Source organism: uncultured Piscinibacter sp. (assembly GCF_937952055.1).
Taxonomy (GTDB): domain Bacteria; phylum Pseudomonadota; class Gammaproteobacteria; order Burkholderiales; family Burkholderiaceae_C; genus Piscinibacter.
The window spans coordinates 126,118-143,031 of the sequence record NZ_CALFYO010000032.1; the positions used below are offsets into that span (position 1 = coordinate 126,118).

Here is a 16,914-nt window from a genome sequence, read left to right on the forward strand (position 1 = left end):
CTACCAGTAGCCCCAGTTGCCGGTGACCACCACCCAGATGGCCAGCGCGCCGTTGGTCACCGCGTGCGCGAGCACGGCCACCCACAGCTTGCCGCTGCGGATGTAGAGCCAGGCGTAGACGGCGCCGGCGACGATGGCCGCCAGCCACAGCGTGTGGGCGAGCATGAAGACAAAGGTGGACAGCGCCAGCGCGCGCAGGCTGGCGCGCTGCGGCGGCACGGCCTCGAAGCGCGGGCTGTCGATCCAGCGCATCAGGAAGGAGCGCCAGAAGAGCTCTTCCATCAGCGGCACGATCAGCGCGGCGCCGAGCGCGCGGACGATCACCAGCGGCCAGATCAACTCACCCTCTGCATCGACCGGGCGGAAGCCCGCGGTGGCCTCGCCAAGCCTCATCCACGGCTGGTCGAGGCTGGTCCAGAGGAAGAACACCGCCGCGCCGGCCAAGATGGCGAGCCCGACCTCGCGCCGCTCCGGCCACAGCGGCCTGGCGAGCTCGCCGTAGTCGCGCCAGAAGACGGCCAGCAGCGCCGCGACGCCCAACGTCGAGACGGCATACAGCCAGCGCTCGTCGAAGCCCCAGGCGCCGTCGGCGGCGAAGCCGCGCGCCGCCAGCAGCGCCATGAACAGCGCGAACGGCGCGATGCGCACCAGCGCCTGGCGGCCGAGGCTGGAGATCACGAGGCGAGCAGCGCGCCGACGCGCTCGCGCAGCCCGGCCGGGCTGACCTGGGCCGCCGGCACCGGTTCGCCCGCCACCAGGCCGACGCGGCTGAGCAGGCCGCGGCGGAACGGCCGCGTCATCGCCGTGCCGTCGATGCGCGAGAAGAACGAGCCCCACAGGTTCTGCAGCGCCAGCGGCACCACCGGCACCGGATTGGATTCGAGCAGTTTCATCACGCCGCCCTTGAACTCGCCGAGCGTGCCGTCGCGGGTGATCGCGCCCTCCGGAAAGATGCACAGCAGGTCGCCGCCGTCGAGCACCTGCCTGGCGCGAGCGAAGGCCCGCTCGTAGGCCTGCGGGTCCTCTTTCTGCGGCGCGATCGGGATGGCCTTGGCCAGGCGGAACAGCGTGCCCAGCACCGGCAGCCTGAAGATGCGGTGGTCCATGAGGAAGACGATGGGCCGCGGGCTGGCCGCCATCAGCAGGATCGCGTCGACGAAGCTGACGTGGTTGCATACCAGCAGAGCCGCGCCCTCGAGCGGGATGTTCGCTTCGCCGCGTACCTTGAAGCGGTAGACCACTCGGGTGGCCACCCAGGCGATGAAGCGCAGCAGGTACTCGGGCACGAGCAGGAAGATGTAGCCGGCCACCAGCAGATTGAGCAGCCCGGTGACGAGGAAGATCTGCGGCACGCTGACGCCGGCCTTGAGCAGCAGCGCGGCCATCGCGGCGCTGGCGATCATGAACAGGGCGTTGAGGATGTTGTTCGCCGCGATGATGCGCGAGCGGTGGCTGGGTTGCGCGCGCAGCTGGATCAGCGCGTACATCGGCACGCTGTACAGGCCGGCGAACAGCGCGAGCAGCGCGAGGTCGGCCATCACGCGCCAGTTCTGGCCGAGCGAGACGAACTGCATCAGCGTCAGCGCCGCCTGCGGGTGGCTGATGCCGCGCGAGGCGAGGTACAGGTCGATCGAGAACACGCTCATGCCGAAGGCGCCGAAGGGCACCAGGCCGATCTCGACGTGGCGGCGCGAGAGCGTCTCGCACAGCAGCGAGCCGATCGCGATGCCCACCGAGAACACCACCAGCAACAGCGAGGCGACCTGCTCGTTGCCGCCGAGCACGTCCTTGGCGAAGGAGGGAAACTGGGTCAGGAACACCGCGCCGAAGAACCACATCCACGAGATGCCCAGCAAGGAGCGGAACACCACCAGGTTTCCGTGCGCGAGCTGGAGGTTGCGCCAGGTTTCGGTGACGGGGTTCCAGTTGATCTTCAGGCCGGCGTCGGTGGCGGGTGCGCCGGGAACGAACTGCGCGCTCACGCGGCCGAGCACGGCGAGCGCGAGGCAGCACGCGGCCACGTAGGCGGGCCCCACCTCGGGCAGGGCGATGAGCAGGCCGCCGACCACGTTGCCCAGCAGGATGGCCACGAAGGTGCCCATCTCCACCATGCCGTTGCCGCCGGTGAGCTCGCGCTCGTCGAGGTGCTGCGGCAGGTAGGCGTACTTCACCGGCCCGAACAGCGTGGAGTGCATGCCCAGGCCGAAGGTGCACAGCAGCAGCACCGGCACGCTCTTCGCCGTGAAGCCATAGAGCGCGACTGCCATGATGGCGATCTCCAGGCTCTTCACGAGGCGGATCAGCACCGCCTTGTCGAACTTGTCGGCGAGCTGGCCGCTGGTGGCCGAGAAGAGCAGGAAGGGCAGGATGAACAGCGCGGCGATCAGCTGCACGACGAGCGCCGGTTCGAGGCCGCTGGCGTTAGCGCTGCCGAAGGTCACCATCACCGTGAAGGCGAACTTGAAAAGGTTGTCGTTGCCCGCGCCGAGGAACTGGGCCGCGAAGAAGGGCGCGAAGCGGCGCTGGCCGAGCAGCGCGAACTGATTGGGATGACGGTGCGGTGTGCTCAAGCGCTGTGCTCCCTGTTGCCGTGATGCGGTTCAGCGGACCACCTGGACCGGGCCGCCCAGGCCGCTGCGATTCAACCATGCGAACACCGAGTCGACGGTGACCGTCTCTATGCGGTCCGTGAATCGCTTCTCGTTCGGGTGGTCGTCGAAGGCGATGTTCGCCGCGGTGGCGCGGGCGCCGAGGCGCGTCAGCGCGCCGAGCCGCAGCGGGGTCGGCTCGTAGCCCTGCAGCATCAGCCAGGCCTGGGCGCGCTCGCGCGTGCTGGCCGCCGGGTCCTGCGCCATCGCCATCGTCTCCAGCGCCCACTGATTGGACTGCTGGTAGCGCTGCGACCAGGGGTAGGCGAGCATGCTGTAGGCGGGCGTGTTCAACCGCGTCACGCGAGCGTCGTCGCGCAAGGTCATCAGCAGCTTCGCCTGCACCGCCGGCTCAGGCACGAGGATGCCGGCCTTGTACTCGTGCAGGTCGTCGAGGAAGAACTCGCCCAGGCCCTGGCGGTACAGCGCTGCCCGGGCGCTGCCGCACTGGTTGAGCTTGTGCACGACGCGCCAGTGCCTGCCCTCCCGGTAGGCCAGGCCGAGGTGCGACCAGGCCAGGCCGTAACGGCTCAGGTCCTGCCCGGCGCGGGCGAGCACCACCACCTGCGCGCCGCTGGCGTCGAGCGCACGGGCGGTGCGCTCGGCCAGCGTCATGGCGCGCTGGACGTCGACGGCGTCCGGCGCCTGGTTCTCGCAGGTGCGTCCAGCGTGAGCCGCGCCGGCGCTCAGCGCGAGCGTGAGAAGCAGCGCCGCCTTCATCGGGTCAGCCGTTCGTTGTGCAGCAGCGCCGCGCCGATCTCGTTCGGGATGTAGGCGAGCGCCTTGCCCGCCGCCGACAGCACCCAGCCGGCGCTGAAGGCGGTGACCGACACCGCCGTGCCGGCCGCCACCGACAGGCCGCCCGCTGCCGCGGCCGACAGCGTGACGCTGGCGCGCGCGCCGTCCGAGGCGCGCTCCAGCACCCACACCGTGCCTTCGGCCGAGGCCTCGATGGCGACCACGGTGAGCATCACGCCGCCGGACAGGAGCATCGCTGGCGCGGCGACCGAGACCGCGATCGGCAACGCCGACAGCGTGCTCGCGTCGGAGGCGTTGACGTGAGCGCGCGCCGCGCCGTGCAGGCTGGAGGCCAGCACGGCCGCCGCGAGGGCCGAGCGGAACAGGGCGTTCGTCATGGCGCACCTCACTGCTCGTTCGCCATGCGGCGGGCATCGTGGCGGATCGCGGCGACGCGGGCCTCGTGGGCGTCGCGCAGCGTCTTGGCCAGCGTGAACACGCTGGAGATGAGGAACAACCAGCACACGCCGAGGAAGGCCTTGTAGGTCGGGTTGATGTCCATGCGCCACAGGCCCCATCCGGTCAGCGTCATCGCCAGCGCGAAGCCGCCCCAGACCACCATGCCCCACATCGGCGTGTCGATGCGCCGGTGCTGGTTGTCGCGCACGTGCTTGGCGACCATGAAGGCCGCCGACAGGCAGAAGCCGTAGCCCATGAACATGAAGGCGCGGTCCAGGTCCTGGCCGGGCAGGTAGGCCAGGCCGATGGCGCACAGGCTGGCGGCGATGCCGAAGGAGATCCAGACCTGAGCCTTCCAGGCCTTGGTGTCGTGTTGGATCGTGGCGCTGTTCATGCGAAACCCCTGTCGGGTGGTTGAAGATGGGCGCATCCTCTCGAAGCTCCGAGCGGGTATCTATCCCTCCTAGGAGGGTTGCAGCGAAGCGGGCCTTGGGTATCTCATAGCGGTACTTTTCGGGGGTACCGGGCATGAGCACGACACACGACCTGATCACCGCGCTGAAAGCCGAGCTGAAGGCGGCCGGCCTGACCTACGCCGACCTGGCGCGCGAACTCGGCATGGCCGAATCCAGCATCAAGCGCATCTTCGCCAAGGCCGACATGCCGCTGTCGCGCATCGACGAGGTGCTTCGCGTGCTGAAGATGGACTTCGCCGACCTGGCGAGGAAGGTCGCCGACGCGCAGCCGCTGCGCCGCGAGCTGACGCACGAGCAGGAGTCGGCGGTGATCGCCGACCGCAAGCTGCTGCTGGTGGCGATCTGCGCCTTCAGCCAGTGGACCTTCGAGCAGATGATCGCCACCTACACCTTCACCGAGGCGGAGTGCGTGAAGTACCTGGTGCAGCTCGACAGGCTGGGCATCATCGAGCTGCGCCCGCTCAATCGGTACCGGCTGAAGGTGGCCAAGGGCTTCCGCTGGCGGCCGCACGGCCCGGTGATGACGTACTTTCGCGAGCATGTCGCCGACGACTACTTCAGCGGCGGCTTCGACGGCGAGGGCGAGATGCTGATGCTGGTGCACGGCCAGATCGGCCGCAGCCTGGCCGCCACCTTCGTCGAGAGGCTGCAGCGCGTCGGTCAGGACTTCGCGCAGCAGCATCTGGCCGATCAGAAGCTGGCACCCGAGCAGAAGCGGCCCTACACGCTGGTGGTCGGCATGCGCTCGTGGCTGTTCGCCGCCTTCCGCGACCTCAAGCGCGACGACCGCTGAGCCGCGCGGCGCCCGATCGTTCAGCGGCGCGGGAAGATTGCCGCGGCTGCGGCCACCGGTGCGGCGCCGCGCGTGGTCGCGACGCGCGGCCCGGCGAGTGTTTCGGCCAGCGGGCTGTGCATCCTCATCGCCAGCGAGGCCGGCGTCTGCTGCGGGTCGTGCGGCAGCGGCCGCCAGGGCTCGGCGCCATGGGCGAGCAGGTAGGAAACCACCTCGCGCTGTCTGACAAGGTCGGGCAGGAAGGCCGGCGTGATGGCGCGCGCCAGCGGAGCCCAGGGCAGCTGGTTGCCGCGGGACGGTGGCGCACGGTCAACCAGGGAAGGCACGCGCTGGATCCACCAGTCGAGTGCGTCGAAGTCGGCGACGCGCAGCGCCTCTTCGAAGCCTGGGGCGAGCTGGCCGTTGTAGGCGCCCAGGCCGGCGACGGCGGTGTGCCCGCGTGCTTCCAGCGTGCGCGCGAGCGTCGAGTTCAGGTGCGAGGGATGCAGCGCGCCCAGCATGCCGAAGGGCAGCGTGTCAGCGCGCAGCTGATCCTGCGCCAGCCACTGGTCGAGCACGAGATCCAGGCCGGCACGGCGTGCGCTCGGGCAACTCAGCGCGCGCACCACGTCGTGGTGGATGGCGCGAGCATCCGCCTCGGCGAGCCAGCGCAGCGAACGGACCTGCTCGGGTGAGGCGCGCGCGAAGTCCGGGCAGGGATGGGCTTGCGCGAGCGCCACCCACGGCGCCGCGGTGCAGGCCTCCGGCGTGGCACCCTTGTCGATCAGCTCCGGCAGCACCGGCCAGAGTGCGGGGTCGCGCGCCGCCAGGGTCAGCGGGCACACTGGCAGCCCGGGCGCGGCCACGTCCCTGGCGGAGATGCTGCCGGCGACATAGGGCCCGCAACGCGGCTGCAGCGCACGCTCGACGCTGTTCAGACGGAAGCAGGAGGTCGGGTCGCCTTCGGTGATCTTGTCGTACAGATGCGCGATCACCAGCGACGTGGTGCAGCCACCGAGCAGCAACGTGCCGGCGGCCAGGGCCAGAGCGGCAACGAGTCGGTGCGGGGCGGTCATGGCGGCGTCTCGGGCACGGATGGGAGGCAGAGCCCATCAAGATCCGTGCCCTGTGCCGAGCTGACAGGGCCTGTCGCCCGGCCGTAAGCGCTTGTTGCCTGGCGCGCCTGCCGCAGCCCGCGCCGAGGGGCCGGGTTTCTACCGTCCCGTGCCTCCAGAGCAGCGCTGGCGCTTGCCAAATGCGATTGTGGGGTTGGTGCTCGCTTCGCCAGTCAGCCAGCAGTCAAGTGCGCTGGCGAAGGCGGCAGGGCTGGCTGCGCCCGTCGACGGGTTCCAGCGCGCCGGGATCACGCATCGCGGCGCGATGTCCCTGCCCGCGCCGGATGCCGGCATCGACACGCATGGCGGGGGGGGCATTTCACGTCGACTTCGGCCCGCTGACGCAACCCGGCCCGATGCGCGCCGACGACGGGCGTTACAGGGCGCTTCGGCCATTGCTGCGGCCCGGCGTTCACCCGGCCGACGGGATGGCGTGGCGGTGGGGCTGCGCGCAAGCCATGCTCAGACCCCCGTCAAAGCCTAGGCAGCGCGCTGGTCGAGCAGGAAGTTCGCACCCTCGAACTGCCCCAACACTTCCACCAGCCAGGGAAGGACGCCGGCGAGCGTGTCGTGCAGCGTGTAAGGCGGGTTGATGACGAACATGCCGCTGCCGGCCAGACCGAAGCCCTGCGAGTCGGGCCTGGCCACCGTGAGGCGCGCATGCAGCCAGGCCTTCGGGGCAAGTGCCTCCAGGCGGCGCGGCAGCTCGGCGGCCTCGACCTTCTGCACCTGCGGATACCAGACGAGGTAGACGCCCTCGGCGAAGCGCTGCAGCGCGTCGCGCAGCGTGGCGATCACGCGGCCGTAGTCGCCGTGGCCCTCGTAACTGGGGTCGATCAGCACCACGCCGCGGCGCGTGGTCGGCGGCAACTGGCTCTTCAGGCCGTCGAACCCGTCGGCATGCTTGACCTCGACGCCGCGCTGCGCGCCCAGGTAGGCGTCCAGGATGCGGTGCTCGGTGGGGTGCAGCTCGAACAGTCGCATCTGGTCGGTCGGCCGCAGCAGCATGCGCGCGATCGCGGGCGAGCCGGGGTACTGCTCGAGCACGCCCTGCGGATTGAACTCGCGCACCCGCGCCACGTAGTCGGCCAGCGGCTCGGGCAGATCGTCGCGATCCCACAGCAGGCCGATGCCGCGCTCGTACTCGCCCTTCTTCTGCGCGTAGCGGCCCTCCAGCGAATAGCCGCCCGCTCCGGCATGGGTGTCGACGAATCGATAGGGCTTGTCCTTGCCGTTCATGTAACGCAGCACCTGTACGAGCACCAGGTGCTTGAGCACGTCGGCGTGGTTGCCCGCATGGAAGGCGTGTCGGTAGGCGAGCATGGCGTGGTCGGCAAGGGATGGGCTCGTGACTGTATCGTCCCGGCCCATGCATCCCCTCTTCTCACCCTTCCAGGCCGGCGACATCGCGCTGGCCAACCGCATCGTCATGGCGCCGCTGACGCGCAACCGCGCCGGTCCCGGCCGCGTTCCCGGCGACCTGCAGGCCGAGTACTACCGGCAGCGCGCCAGCGCCGGTCTGATCGTCACCGAGGCCGCGCAGATCTCGCCGCAGGGCCAGGGCTATCTGGACACACCGGGCATCTACAGCCGCGAGCAGGTGGCCGGCTGGCGCCGCGTCACCGACGCGGTGCACGCCGCGGGCGGGCGCATTGTCATCCAGCTTTGGCACGTCGGCCGCATCTCGCATGTCTCACTGTTGCCCGAGGGCATGGTGCCGGTGTCGTCGACGACGCGGGCGGCCAATGCGAAGACCTTCACCGCGAAGGGCTTCGAGCCGGTGTCGGTGCCGCGCGCCCTGCGCGCCGACGAACTGCCGCGCATCGTCGCCGACTACCGCCAGGCGGCGCGCCATGCCGTCGAGGCCGGCTTCGACGGCGTCGAGGTGCATGGTGCGAACGGCTACCTGCTCGAGCAGTTCCTGCGCGACAGCATCAACGACCGCCGCGACGGCTACGGCGGCTCGATCGAGAACCGCGCGCGGCTGATGCTCGAGGTGATGCAGGCGGTGGCGGACGAGATCGGCGCGGGCCGCACGGGGCTGCGCCTGTCGCCGGTCACGCCGGCCAACGACGCCGGCCAGGACAGCCACCCCCAGGCGCTCTACGGCCATGTCGTGGAGCGACTCGCGCCGCTGAAGCTGGCCTACCTGCACGTCATCGAGGGCGCCACCGGCGGCTCGCGCGACGCCGTGCCCTTCGACTTCGAGGCGCTGCGCCGCAGCTACAAGCAGGCCCACCCGGCTGGCGCCTGGATGGTCAACAACGGCTACGACCGCACGATGGCGCTGGACGTGGTGGCGCGCGGCGCGGCCGACCTCGTCGCCTTCGGCAGGCCCTTCATTGCCAACCCCGACCTGGTGCGCCGGCTGCGCGAGGACGCGCCGCTGAACGTGCCGCGGCGCGAGACCTTCTACGGCGGCGGCGCAGCCGGCTACACCGACTACCCGAGCCTGGAGCCGGTGGCCCCCTGACGGCGACCCTCGTCAGGCCGGCGGAATGCGCAGCAGCTGGCCGGGGTAGATCTTGTCGGGGTGGTTGAGCATCGGCTTGTTCGCCTCGAAGATCTTCGGGTAGGCGTTGGCGTTGCCGTAGTACTTCTTGGCGATCGCCGACAGCGTGTCGCCGCGCACCACGGTGTGGTACTGCGACTCGTCGGCCGGCTGCGCTACCGTCATCATGTCCGCCACCGAGGCGACGCCCTGGACGTTGCCGCAGCACAGCAGGATCTTCTCCTTGGTCGCCTGATCCGGCGCGACGCCCGCCACCGTCACCTTGCTCGACGCACCGTCGAACTCGACGCGCAGGCCATCCGCCGACAGGCTCTGCGCGGCGATGTACTTCTCGATGGCGGCGGCGGCGGCGGCATTGGCCTGCTTCGACCGCTCCTGCAGCTCCGCCTGGCTCGGCGCCTGCGCCGCCGCGGCCGCCGCGGCCTCGGCGTCCTTGCTGCCAAACAGCTTCTCGCCAGCCTCCTTGAAGAAACTCACGATGCCCATGTCCGTTCTCCTTCCTGGTTGATGGCCCGCTGCCGCGAGGCCTGCACGGCATTCTGCACGCTGTGCGTTGACGGGCCGGGCGCAGCCGGCTCGAGGGCGGGCACGCCGCGCGGGGTCTCGCCTCAGCGGCGCTGCGCCGCCACTCGGGCGCGGAACAGCTCCACGATGCCGACTTCGCGCGGCCCGTGGACCAGCGTGAAGGACTCGCCGGCGCGCAGCGTGCCGGCCACCCGCACCGACAGGTAGAAGCCGCACCAGGCATTGGCGAACATCAGCTTGCTCGCCTGGTCGAAGCCCATTGCCGCGTTGAACTTGAAGCAGGGAAAGCGCGGCTCGCTGACGGCGAGCTCGCAGTCGGGGAAGCGCAGCACGTCGCCGACGCAGACGTCCTGCTCGAGCAGCCCGGTGATCGTCAGGTTCTCGCCCAGCGCGCCCGGCAGCAGCGCTTCATCCCACAGCGCGGCGCGTGCCTGCGCACGCACCGTCTGCCAGAACGGATAATGCTCCGAAGGGTAGGCGTAGACGGCCTTCGAGAGGCCGCCGTGCACCGACAGGTCCGCCTGCTCGTCGCCCTCGATCCCCATGGCGCCGACGCGCCGGCTGCCCTCGACCGGGCGCTTGCCGATGCCCGTCATGACCTTGCGGCCCTTGATCTCCACCGCGCGGGCCAGTGCGACGTTGAGGCTGGCGACGCGCCGATCGACCATCTTCTGCCTCACGCCGGCACGCGGTAGCCGCGCTGGGAGGCCACCACGGCACGCCCCTTCGGCCCGGTGACCCAGGCGGCGAACAGTCTGGCCGCCGGGTGGCTGGCGCGGAACGAGCGCAGCAGGTGCACCGGCATCGCCATGCGCGCGTCGCCTTCGACCAGCACGGCCAGCGGCGCCCCGGCGCGGTCCAGCCAGACGCCGCGCTCGATCAACGCATAGGCGCGCTGCTCACGCGCCTGGGCGGCCAGCGGACCCGGCTGCGCTTTCGCGTACCAGGGGGCTTCCGGGGCGATCCGGGCCGCTCGCCACAGTGCCTGCTCGGCGATGTGCGACCCCGAGCCGTCACCGGCGGTGAGGAAGCTGACCGTGCCGGGATTGGCCAGCGCGGCGTCACGCAGGGTGACCAGCGCCTGGGCCACGTCGCGCATCCTGGCGATGCCGGCCGGGTCGGGCTTCTTCTTCGTCGCCGCCGGGCCGACCAGCACCAGCGCCGTCTCCGCGACGCGGCGGCGATCGTGGGCGAGGCCCTGGGCGACCAGCCGCTCCTCGGCTTCGGGCACGTTGCTCAGCGCGACATCGAGTTCGCCGCGCTCCAGCGCCCCGAGCAGCGGCACGGCGAGCTCTGGCACGAGCTGCATGACCACGCCGGTGTCGCGGCCGAACCCCTTGCGCAGCGCCGCGGCCAGGCCGGAATCGACCAGGGCCTGGTCGGCCCCCAGCCGCAGCGGGTTGTCCAAGGACTGGCGCTGCTGCGCGCCGACCTGACCGGGCAGGGCGAGCGCGGTGGCGGCGCCGAGAAGCAGGCGTCGGCGTGTCGTCATTCTCGAAGGTCGTCTGGTCCTGAACCGATTCTCGCCGTAAATCAAGCACTTACGAGTGCCGATTCAGTCGCCTCTGGGTCCTCGATTCACGCGAGGCAGAAGTCTTCCGCTGATCTGCCCCCTGGCGCAGCGCCGCGGTGGGCGCGACGGTACTCAGCAGCCCGCGGCCTCGTCCGACAGCCAGCGCACCAGGTAGTACAGACGCACGCCTTCCGACGAACGCGAAGGCCCCATCACTTCGGCCGCATGCTGCTGGCGTGCCGGGTCGGCGCGCGCCAGTGCGGCTTCGGCGCTGGGCAACAGCTCGACGCAGCCCTCGGCGAAGCGCTTGCGGCTGCCGCGCCGGGCATGGATGACGGCCCAGGCGCGCGTGACGAGTTGGCCCGCCTCGGGGTCCAGCGTCAGTCCGCCCTTCATGTCAGCTCGCGCAGCGCCTGCAACTGTGCGCCGATGGGCTGCAGGACCGGCGCGAGATGCCGGCGCATCAGCGGTCCGACCGCGGTGGTGCGGCTGAGCACCGGCTCGGCCGTCGCCGCGCTGGTGTTGCCGAGCACCTGCAGCGCCTCGGCCAAGTGGCTCGGCACGGCGGCGCCGGCAGCGGCCCCGCGCGCTGCGGCGAAGCGCTCGCCGATCAGGTCCAGCAGCCGGTAGGTGGCTGCATGCGTGGGCAGCTTGTCCAGCGCGAGCTGCATCACGCGCAGCACCGCCTGACCGCCCGGCGCGGCGCACTGGCGCAGCAGGCCGGCGAGTGCGTCACCCCGCTCGGCCGCGGCCTCGACGGCAGGCGGCAGCGCGCGTGCCGCCTCGGGCGGCAGCGTCTCGGGCGCACGCTGCAGCCAGCCGATCAGGTAGTGCGGCCGGTGCTGCGCTGCGCGCCACAACCGCTCGCGCGCCGGCGCATCCAGAAGTCCCGCGGCGGCCACCACGTCGATGGAGGCCATGGCGGTGTCGGGGTCGGTCTCGAAGGGCAGGAGCTCCAGCAGGTGCGCGGCCAGCACCGGACCCATCGGCCCGCGGCGCACCACGGGATGGCCGAGCATCGCACGCGCGGTCGGTGCATCGGCCTGCAGCCACCAGACGCGGCGCGCCAACTCGTCGGTCAGGTGGGCCGACAGCGACACCGCCGTCACCGCCTCGGGCTCGGCCAGGCACAGCAGCGCAGCCAGGTTGCTGGGGCTGGCGTGACCGCTGCGCGTCCAGCGCCGCAGATGGACCGGGTACCCGCCGGGCGAGCCCATCGCATGGCCGGCCAGCGCCTCGCGCACGCGCATCAGGTAGCGCTCGGCGCGGGTGTCCGGATGCAGCGCGATGCACGCCTCGCCGCGCGGGGTGAGCGCGTGCAGCGTGAGCGTGCCTTCGTCGATGCGCACGGCATGCAACTCGCCGGCCAGCAGCACGGCCAGGCGAAGCGCGTCTTCTGAGGCGAGTTGTTCCAGGGCCAAGGTCGTCGCACCGCGTCGGGCGCAGGGGGAGGGGCCGGGCGAATATGACACGGTCACGGGGCGCGCGAACCCACCCGGAAGAGCTACCCGCAACGGGCAGGCCCGGCGGCCGCAGCTCAGTTCAATGGAATGCGCCGCCCCCAGGGCACCGGGGCGCGGCCCTTCACGAGCCACATCACCGGATAGTCGGGCGGATGCGAGGGAAACTCGCCCTCGCCATCGGTGAAGTACACCAGTGCATCCGGCCGCTGGCCCGATCGCGCCAGCCAGTCGAACACCGGCCGGAAGTCGGTGCCGCCGCCGCCACGCAGTTGCCGGGGCAACTCCAGCGGCTCCCAGGGTTCGGCCACCCAAGGCCCGCCCTCGGCCAGGGCGCTGTCGCAGGCGAGTAGCGTGGTGCGCACGCTGAGCGTGCCCTTCAACGCATTGATCTCGCCGACGAACTGCGCCAGTTCGTCATCACCGACCGAGCCCGAGATGTCCAGCGCCACCACCACATGGCCGCTGGCGCTGCGCAGGCTGGGCAGCAACGCCTCGCCCTCGCGCCGCGAGGGGCGGAGCCAGGAATAGTCCTCGCGCGCGGTCTGCATCAGGTGGTGTGCCAGTGCCGCGCGCCACGACACGCGCGGTGCGAGGCCCGTCTCGACCAGCCGTGCCAACGCGCCGCCGAGCTTGCCCACCTCGCGCGCGCGCTGCGCGGCCGCGGCCATGTGGCGCTGCCACTGCTGGCGCAGTTGTTCACGCTCGCCGGCCGAAAGCGGCTGCGGGCGGTTCGTCGCCAGGTCGGTCGGCGCGGCGCTGTCCTGCGGCGGTGCGCCGCCGCCGTCGGGTGGCGGGGGCCGCTCGGGCCCCTCGCCGCCGCCCTGGCTGCCGTCTTGCGATGGCTCGTCCCAGGCGTGATCGTCGAGCGTGTCCTGCGCCACCTGCTCGTCGCTCAGGCAGGGGTAGATCTCCTCCGCGCTCATGCCACGGTACAGATCCAGCACCTGCGCGCCGGCGGGTGGCTGCAGGCCTTCGTCGAGCAGCAGCGGGTTGATCGCGAAGTCGCAGGCCAGGTCCCAGCGCCGCCGCACACGGTGACCGCGCCGCGCGAAGTGGCCCAGCGCGCAGTGCAGCGCCTCGTGCGCCAAAGCGAACTGCAGTTGCGCCGGACCGAGCGCGGCAACCCATGCCGGGTTGTAGTACAGCGTGCGCGCGTCGGTGGCGGTGGTGGCACACCATGCGCCGGCGGGCTTGAGCGGCAGCCGCAGCGCCAGCGCGCCGAGGAAAGGGTGACCGAGGATCAGCCGCGTGCGCGCCACGGCGAGCCGCCGTGCGGCCTCGGCGGCGGCGCTGGCGGCCGGCTCAGTCATAGAGCAGCACCTCCGCCGCCCGCTCGGCCCAGCGCTGGAACGCCGGCACCGCGAACAGCGGCGTGCCCAAGCCGCGGTGCAGGTCGGCCACCAGCATCACGCCCATCTCTCGCGTGGGCAGCCGCTCCGCATAGTCGAGGATGTGGCCCCACACGCGCGCCGCTTCGGGCGTGCCCTTGGCGCGCAGCGCGCGGCCGACCAGCGCGGCGGCCACCGCGTATTGCAGGTCGATCTCACGCGGCACGCCGGCCTCGCGGCCGTCGACGATGGCGTCGACGTCGGGCAGGCGGTCCAGCGTCGCCAGGTAGGCGGCGCATTCCACGCCAGCGGCCTGGCCGACGGAGGCCGCGAGCGCTGCCTGCAGCAACGCCGGCCGGTCGGCGAACTTGGCGAGCGCGCGGTGCGCGAACTCCCAGGTGCGCGGACTCGGGAAGGCCATCTCGCCGGCCAGCGTGCGTGCGGGGTCGAAGTCGAACAGCAGCTCCGGCTTGAAGCGCAGGAAGCCGATCAGCCGATCGTCGATGCCCTGCGTCCAGGCCCATTGCACCCAGTCGTCCAGGTCCACGTCGAGCTCGAAGTGCGCGAAGCGGTTCGCCAGCGGCGCCGGCATGGTGTAGGTGACGCCGCGGTCGCCCTGGCGATTGCCGGCGGCGACGATGGCCCAGCCCGCGGGCACCACGTAGTCCCCGAGCCGGCGGTCCAGGATCAGCTGGTACGCCGCGGCCGACACCGCCGGCGCGGCGCTGGTGATCTCGTCGAGGAAGATCACGCCGCGCGGCCCGTGCCGCGCCGCGTCCGGCAGCAGCGCGGGCACGGCCCACTGCACCAGGTCGCCGACGCGGAAGGGGATGCCGCGCAAGTCCGACGGCTCCATCTGCGACAGGCGGACGTCGATCATCGGCACGCCTTGGCGCTGCGCCATCTGTGCCACCAGGCCCGACTTGCCGATCCCGGGCGGGCCCCACAGCATCAGCGGGGTGTGCAGCCCCTGCAGCGTGGCATTGAACTCACGGTCGAGGACTTGGCTCAGGTGGGTGGGGCGCATGCGGACGGCGAGGGGTTGGCGGAGCAGTCTGGTCGGGCGGGGTGCGGCATCAGCCGGGTGATCATCACTGCTTCTGCAGGCTTCGAAGGGCAACATGACACCGCCTTCGCGGCATGCCGTGCCATAGCCCATTTGGGTTATCGCGCCGTATCCCAAGTGGCTATGGCTGGCGGGAGTGCAGGTCGCCTAGGATGGGGCGGGCACTGGCGGCTCCATCCCGCGATGGGGTCCGCCCGCTCGAGACGCATGACACACAGGAGATGTCAGGCAAGGCGGCAGTCGACCAGCCCCAGACCATTCTCCGCATCGTCCTGGACGGCCGGCTCGACGCCGACGGGGTCAAGGAGGACCACCGGCATGGATCAGTTCGTGCCCGTGCGTGGCACGATGGACGAAGCGCTGGCGCTGTTCCGAGCTGCCCACCGGTGGCCACCGGTGGTCGGGACCATGGATCGGGGTCTCGCAGGTGATGGCGCCTCCGCCGGCGTGCGACGGCGTTCGCTGGTGGGCCCGATGGGGCCGGCGCTGGTGGGTGCGATCGGTCGCTGGTGTCAGGTCTTGGGCGACGAGGCAGAGCTCAACGCGCAGGTTCGATACCGCCTGGAGCTGTGTGCTGCGGGACTGACCACCAACCTGCTCAAGTACGGCGGCGAAGCCTGCGAGGGCAGCCGGGTCCATGTGCAGGTGGTGCTCGACGCGCACCGCCTGAGCCTGACGCTGGTCGACCGCTGCGCGCCCTTCGATCCGTTGGCCGCACCACCGCGCACGCCGGCGCAGCGCGTGGAAGACATGCCTGTCGGCGGCCAGGGCCTGCATCTGCTCGCTGCTTCACGGACGAACGCCACTACGAGCACCGTGACGGCTGCAACCGGCTGACGCTGGTCTTCGAACTCGCACGGCCGCCGTCGGGCGCGATGGACCTCGGCGTGCTCTCGCAGGCGGCCAAGGCGCCGATCTTCCAGGGTGTGCCGGCGGGCGCACTCGAGCCGCTGCTCGTCGGTCTGCCATTGCTCGACGTGACGGAGGACCTGCGGCTGCTGCAGCGCGGCGATGCCAACCAGTCGGTCATGCTGGTGCTGCAGGGCTCGCTGCATGTCTCCCTGGACCAGTCCGACAGCGGCGACTTCATCGAGGTGGCCGCTGGCGAATGCGCCGGCGAAATGTCCGTCATCGACGATCAGCCGGTGTCGGCACATGTCGTGGCGGTGGCGGGCACGCGGCTGCTGCTGATCGACAGCCTCACTTTCCTCGACCGCGTTCTGGCGATGCCGAGAGTGGCGCGCAACCTGATGTCGGCGATGGCCGAGCGCATGCGCCGCAGCGACCGGTTGACGATCTCGCGCATGCGCCAGCTGATGGCGCTGGAGCAGGCGCGACGCGAGCTGGCCTTCGCGCACGACATCCAGTCCAGCCTGTTGCCCGCAGAGTCGCTGTTCGCCGGCGACGTGCGGCTCGATTGCGCAGGCCGCATGCGCCCGGCGCGCGACGTGGGCGGCGACTTCTACGACCTGTTCTTCCTCGACGAGCATCGCCTGCTCTTCGTGATTGCCGACGTCTGCGGCAAGGGCCTGCCCGCAGCGCTGTTCATGGTGCGCGCCATCGCCGCGCACCAGTTCATCACCGCCTTCTGCGGCGTGCTGGATCTGCACACGCACCGACTGCAGTACGTGAATGCAGGCCACCACCCGCCGCTGGTGGCCCCGGCCGGGCAGCCCTTCACCTACCTGGAGGGGCCGATCAGCCCGCTGGTCGGCATGATCCCCGGGCTGTGCGATCGCAGCGACGAGCTGGAGCTCGCGCCTGGCAGCGCGCTGCCGCTGTACACCGACGGCGTCACCGAGGCCGAGGACGCCGAGCGCCGCCTGTTCGGCGAAGCGCGGCTGCTGCAATGCCTTCAGTCGCAGGCCCGCGCTGCCGCGGCCCGGCTGCTGGACGCGGTCTTCGCCGAGGTGGACGCCTTTGCAGGCGGGGCGCTGCAGTCGGACGACAACGGGCAGGGGACCAGACCTTCTTCGACTGCTTGGCAGCGGTTGCGGTCGGTGGTGGCCGCAGCGTCTGCACACGGTGTCTCGCGCGAAGCAGTCTTCCGCTCGGCGGCGAGATCGTCGGCTCAATCACCGCTCATGGAGGTCCAGCTGACCTTGTATGCGTCGAGGCCCTCTGAGGAGGCTCGGGCGGCAGCTTCCTCCATCAACGAACTGCTACTCCCGCCCCTCCTGGGACGCTCGGTTTGCGGACTCCACCACCCAGAAGAAGACGTCCAAAGGGGCGCTGTCGGCTCCGTTGCCTTGCTTGGCACCTGACAGGGGGCATGCGAGACGCGCCTGGCGCCGTGGCC

At 71.1% G+C, this 16,914-nt stretch carries 18 protein-coding genes; 4 read left to right on the forward strand and 14 right to left on the reverse strand.

Annotation, left to right across the window (positions count from 1 at the left end; all coding sequences use genetic code 11):
* The 5 genes from Q0599_RS23295 to Q0599_RS23315 are packed head-to-tail and all read right to left on the reverse strand — an operon-like array spanning position 1 to position 4,239.
* The gene (locus Q0599_RS23295) at positions 1-678 is read right to left on the reverse strand and encodes a CAAX prenyl protease-related protein (RefSeq protein ID WP_298835011.1); all 678 of its coding nucleotides are present in this window, start codon (positions 676-678) and stop codon (positions 1-3) included.
* Positions 675-2,570 (reverse strand): MFS transporter, encoded by a 1,896-nt coding sequence (locus tag Q0599_RS23300; protein ID WP_298835014.1) that lies wholly within the window; start codon positions 2,568-2,570, stop codon positions 675-677. Before Q0599_RS23300 ends, Q0599_RS23295 begins: the two co-directional genes overlap by 4 nt.
* A 30-nt stretch (positions 2,571-2,600) precedes the next feature.
* Complete coding sequence (locus Q0599_RS23305) at positions 2,601-3,368, reverse strand: DUF2145 domain-containing protein (RefSeq protein WP_298835016.1); 768 nt, start codon at positions 3,366-3,368, stop codon at positions 2,601-2,603.
* Positions 3,365-3,784, reverse strand: a complete 420-nt coding sequence (locus tag Q0599_RS23310; protein WP_298835018.1) for a hypothetical protein — start codon at positions 3,782-3,784, stop codon at positions 3,365-3,367. The genes Q0599_RS23305 and Q0599_RS23310 overlap by 4 nt, the downstream gene beginning before the upstream one ends.
* 8 nt (positions 3,785-3,792) lie before the next feature.
* The gene (locus Q0599_RS23315; protein ID WP_298835020.1) at positions 3,793-4,239 is read right to left on the reverse strand and encodes a YiaA/YiaB family inner membrane protein; all 447 of its coding nucleotides are present in this window, start codon (positions 4,237-4,239) and stop codon (positions 3,793-3,795) included.
* A gap of 134 nt (positions 4,240-4,373) precedes the next feature.
* Between Q0599_RS23315 and Q0599_RS23320 the strand changes: the two genes are divergently transcribed.
* Positions 4,374-5,114: a helix-turn-helix transcriptional regulator gene (locus Q0599_RS23320; RefSeq protein WP_298835023.1), complete on the forward strand. Its 741-nt coding sequence runs from the start codon at positions 4,374-4,376 to the stop codon at positions 5,112-5,114.
* A 20-nt stretch (positions 5,115-5,134) separates the two neighbouring features.
* Here Q0599_RS23320 and Q0599_RS23325 read toward each other — a convergent pair whose 3' ends face one another.
* Both Q0599_RS23325 and Q0599_RS23330 read right to left on the reverse strand, forming a co-directional pair.
* Complete coding sequence (locus Q0599_RS23325) at positions 5,135-6,169, reverse strand: hypothetical protein (protein WP_298835025.1); 1,035 nt, start codon at positions 6,167-6,169, stop codon at positions 5,135-5,137.
* Between the two features lie 519 nt (positions 6,170-6,688).
* The gene (locus Q0599_RS23330; RefSeq protein WP_298835027.1) at positions 6,689-7,531 is read right to left on the reverse strand and encodes a 23S rRNA (adenine(2030)-N(6))-methyltransferase RlmJ; all 843 of its coding nucleotides are present in this window, start codon (positions 7,529-7,531) and stop codon (positions 6,689-6,691) included.
* 46 nt (positions 7,532-7,577) lie between these two features.
* Here Q0599_RS23330 and Q0599_RS23335 point away from each other — a divergent pair, with 46 nt between their 5' ends.
* A complete protein-coding gene (locus tag Q0599_RS23335; protein WP_298835029.1) occupies positions 7,578-8,681 on the forward strand; it encodes an alkene reductase in 1,104 nt (367 codons plus the stop codon).
* 12 nt (positions 8,682-8,693) lie between these two features.
* Here Q0599_RS23335 and lysM read toward each other — a convergent pair whose 3' ends face one another.
* The 7 genes from lysM to Q0599_RS23370 form a co-directional block, all read right to left on the reverse strand.
* Complete coding sequence (gene lysM, locus Q0599_RS23340; RefSeq protein ID WP_298835031.1) at positions 8,694-9,206, reverse strand: peptidoglycan-binding protein LysM; 513 nt, start codon at positions 9,204-9,206, stop codon at positions 8,694-8,696.
* A gap of 122 nt (positions 9,207-9,328) precedes the next feature.
* Complete coding sequence (locus Q0599_RS23345; protein ID WP_367180986.1) at positions 9,329-9,925, reverse strand: MOSC domain-containing protein; 597 nt, start codon at positions 9,923-9,925, stop codon at positions 9,329-9,331.
* Positions 9,922-10,737: a substrate-binding domain-containing protein gene (locus Q0599_RS23350; protein ID WP_298835033.1), complete on the reverse strand. Its 816-nt coding sequence runs from the start codon at positions 10,735-10,737 to the stop codon at positions 9,922-9,924. The genes Q0599_RS23345 and Q0599_RS23350 overlap by 4 nt, the downstream gene beginning before the upstream one ends.
* Positions 10,738-10,890: 153 nt before the next feature.
* Entirely contained in the window at positions 10,891-11,154 is a 264-nt protein-coding gene (locus Q0599_RS23355; protein ID WP_298835035.1) for a hypothetical protein, read from the reverse strand.
* Positions 11,151-12,179, reverse strand: coding sequence for a hypothetical protein (locus Q0599_RS23360; RefSeq protein WP_298835037.1), 1,029 nt, complete (start codon positions 12,177-12,179; stop codon positions 11,151-11,153). The genes Q0599_RS23355 and Q0599_RS23360 overlap by 4 nt, the downstream gene beginning before the upstream one ends.
* Before the next feature lie 116 nt (positions 12,180-12,295).
* Entirely contained in the window at positions 12,296-13,531 is a 1,236-nt protein-coding gene (locus Q0599_RS23365; RefSeq protein ID WP_298835039.1) for a VWA-like domain-containing protein, read from the reverse strand.
* A complete protein-coding gene (locus Q0599_RS23370) occupies positions 13,524-14,576 on the reverse strand; it encodes an AAA family ATPase (protein ID WP_298835041.1) in 1,053 nt (350 codons plus the stop codon). Before Q0599_RS23370 ends, Q0599_RS23365 begins: the two co-directional genes overlap by 8 nt.
* 357 nt (positions 14,577-14,933) lie before the next feature.
* Between Q0599_RS23370 and Q0599_RS23375 the strand changes: the two genes are divergently transcribed.
* Positions 14,934-15,452 (forward strand): ATP-binding protein, encoded by a 519-nt coding sequence (locus Q0599_RS23375; protein ID WP_298835043.1) that lies wholly within the window; start codon positions 14,934-14,936, stop codon positions 15,450-15,452.
* Positions 15,453-15,490: 38 nt separating this feature from the next.
* On the forward strand, positions 15,491-16,879 hold the full coding sequence (locus Q0599_RS23380; RefSeq protein ID WP_298835045.1) for a SpoIIE family protein phosphatase: 1,389 nt from the start codon (positions 15,491-15,493) through the stop codon (positions 16,877-16,879).
* The last annotated feature ends 35 nt before the right edge of the window (positions 16,880-16,914 follow it).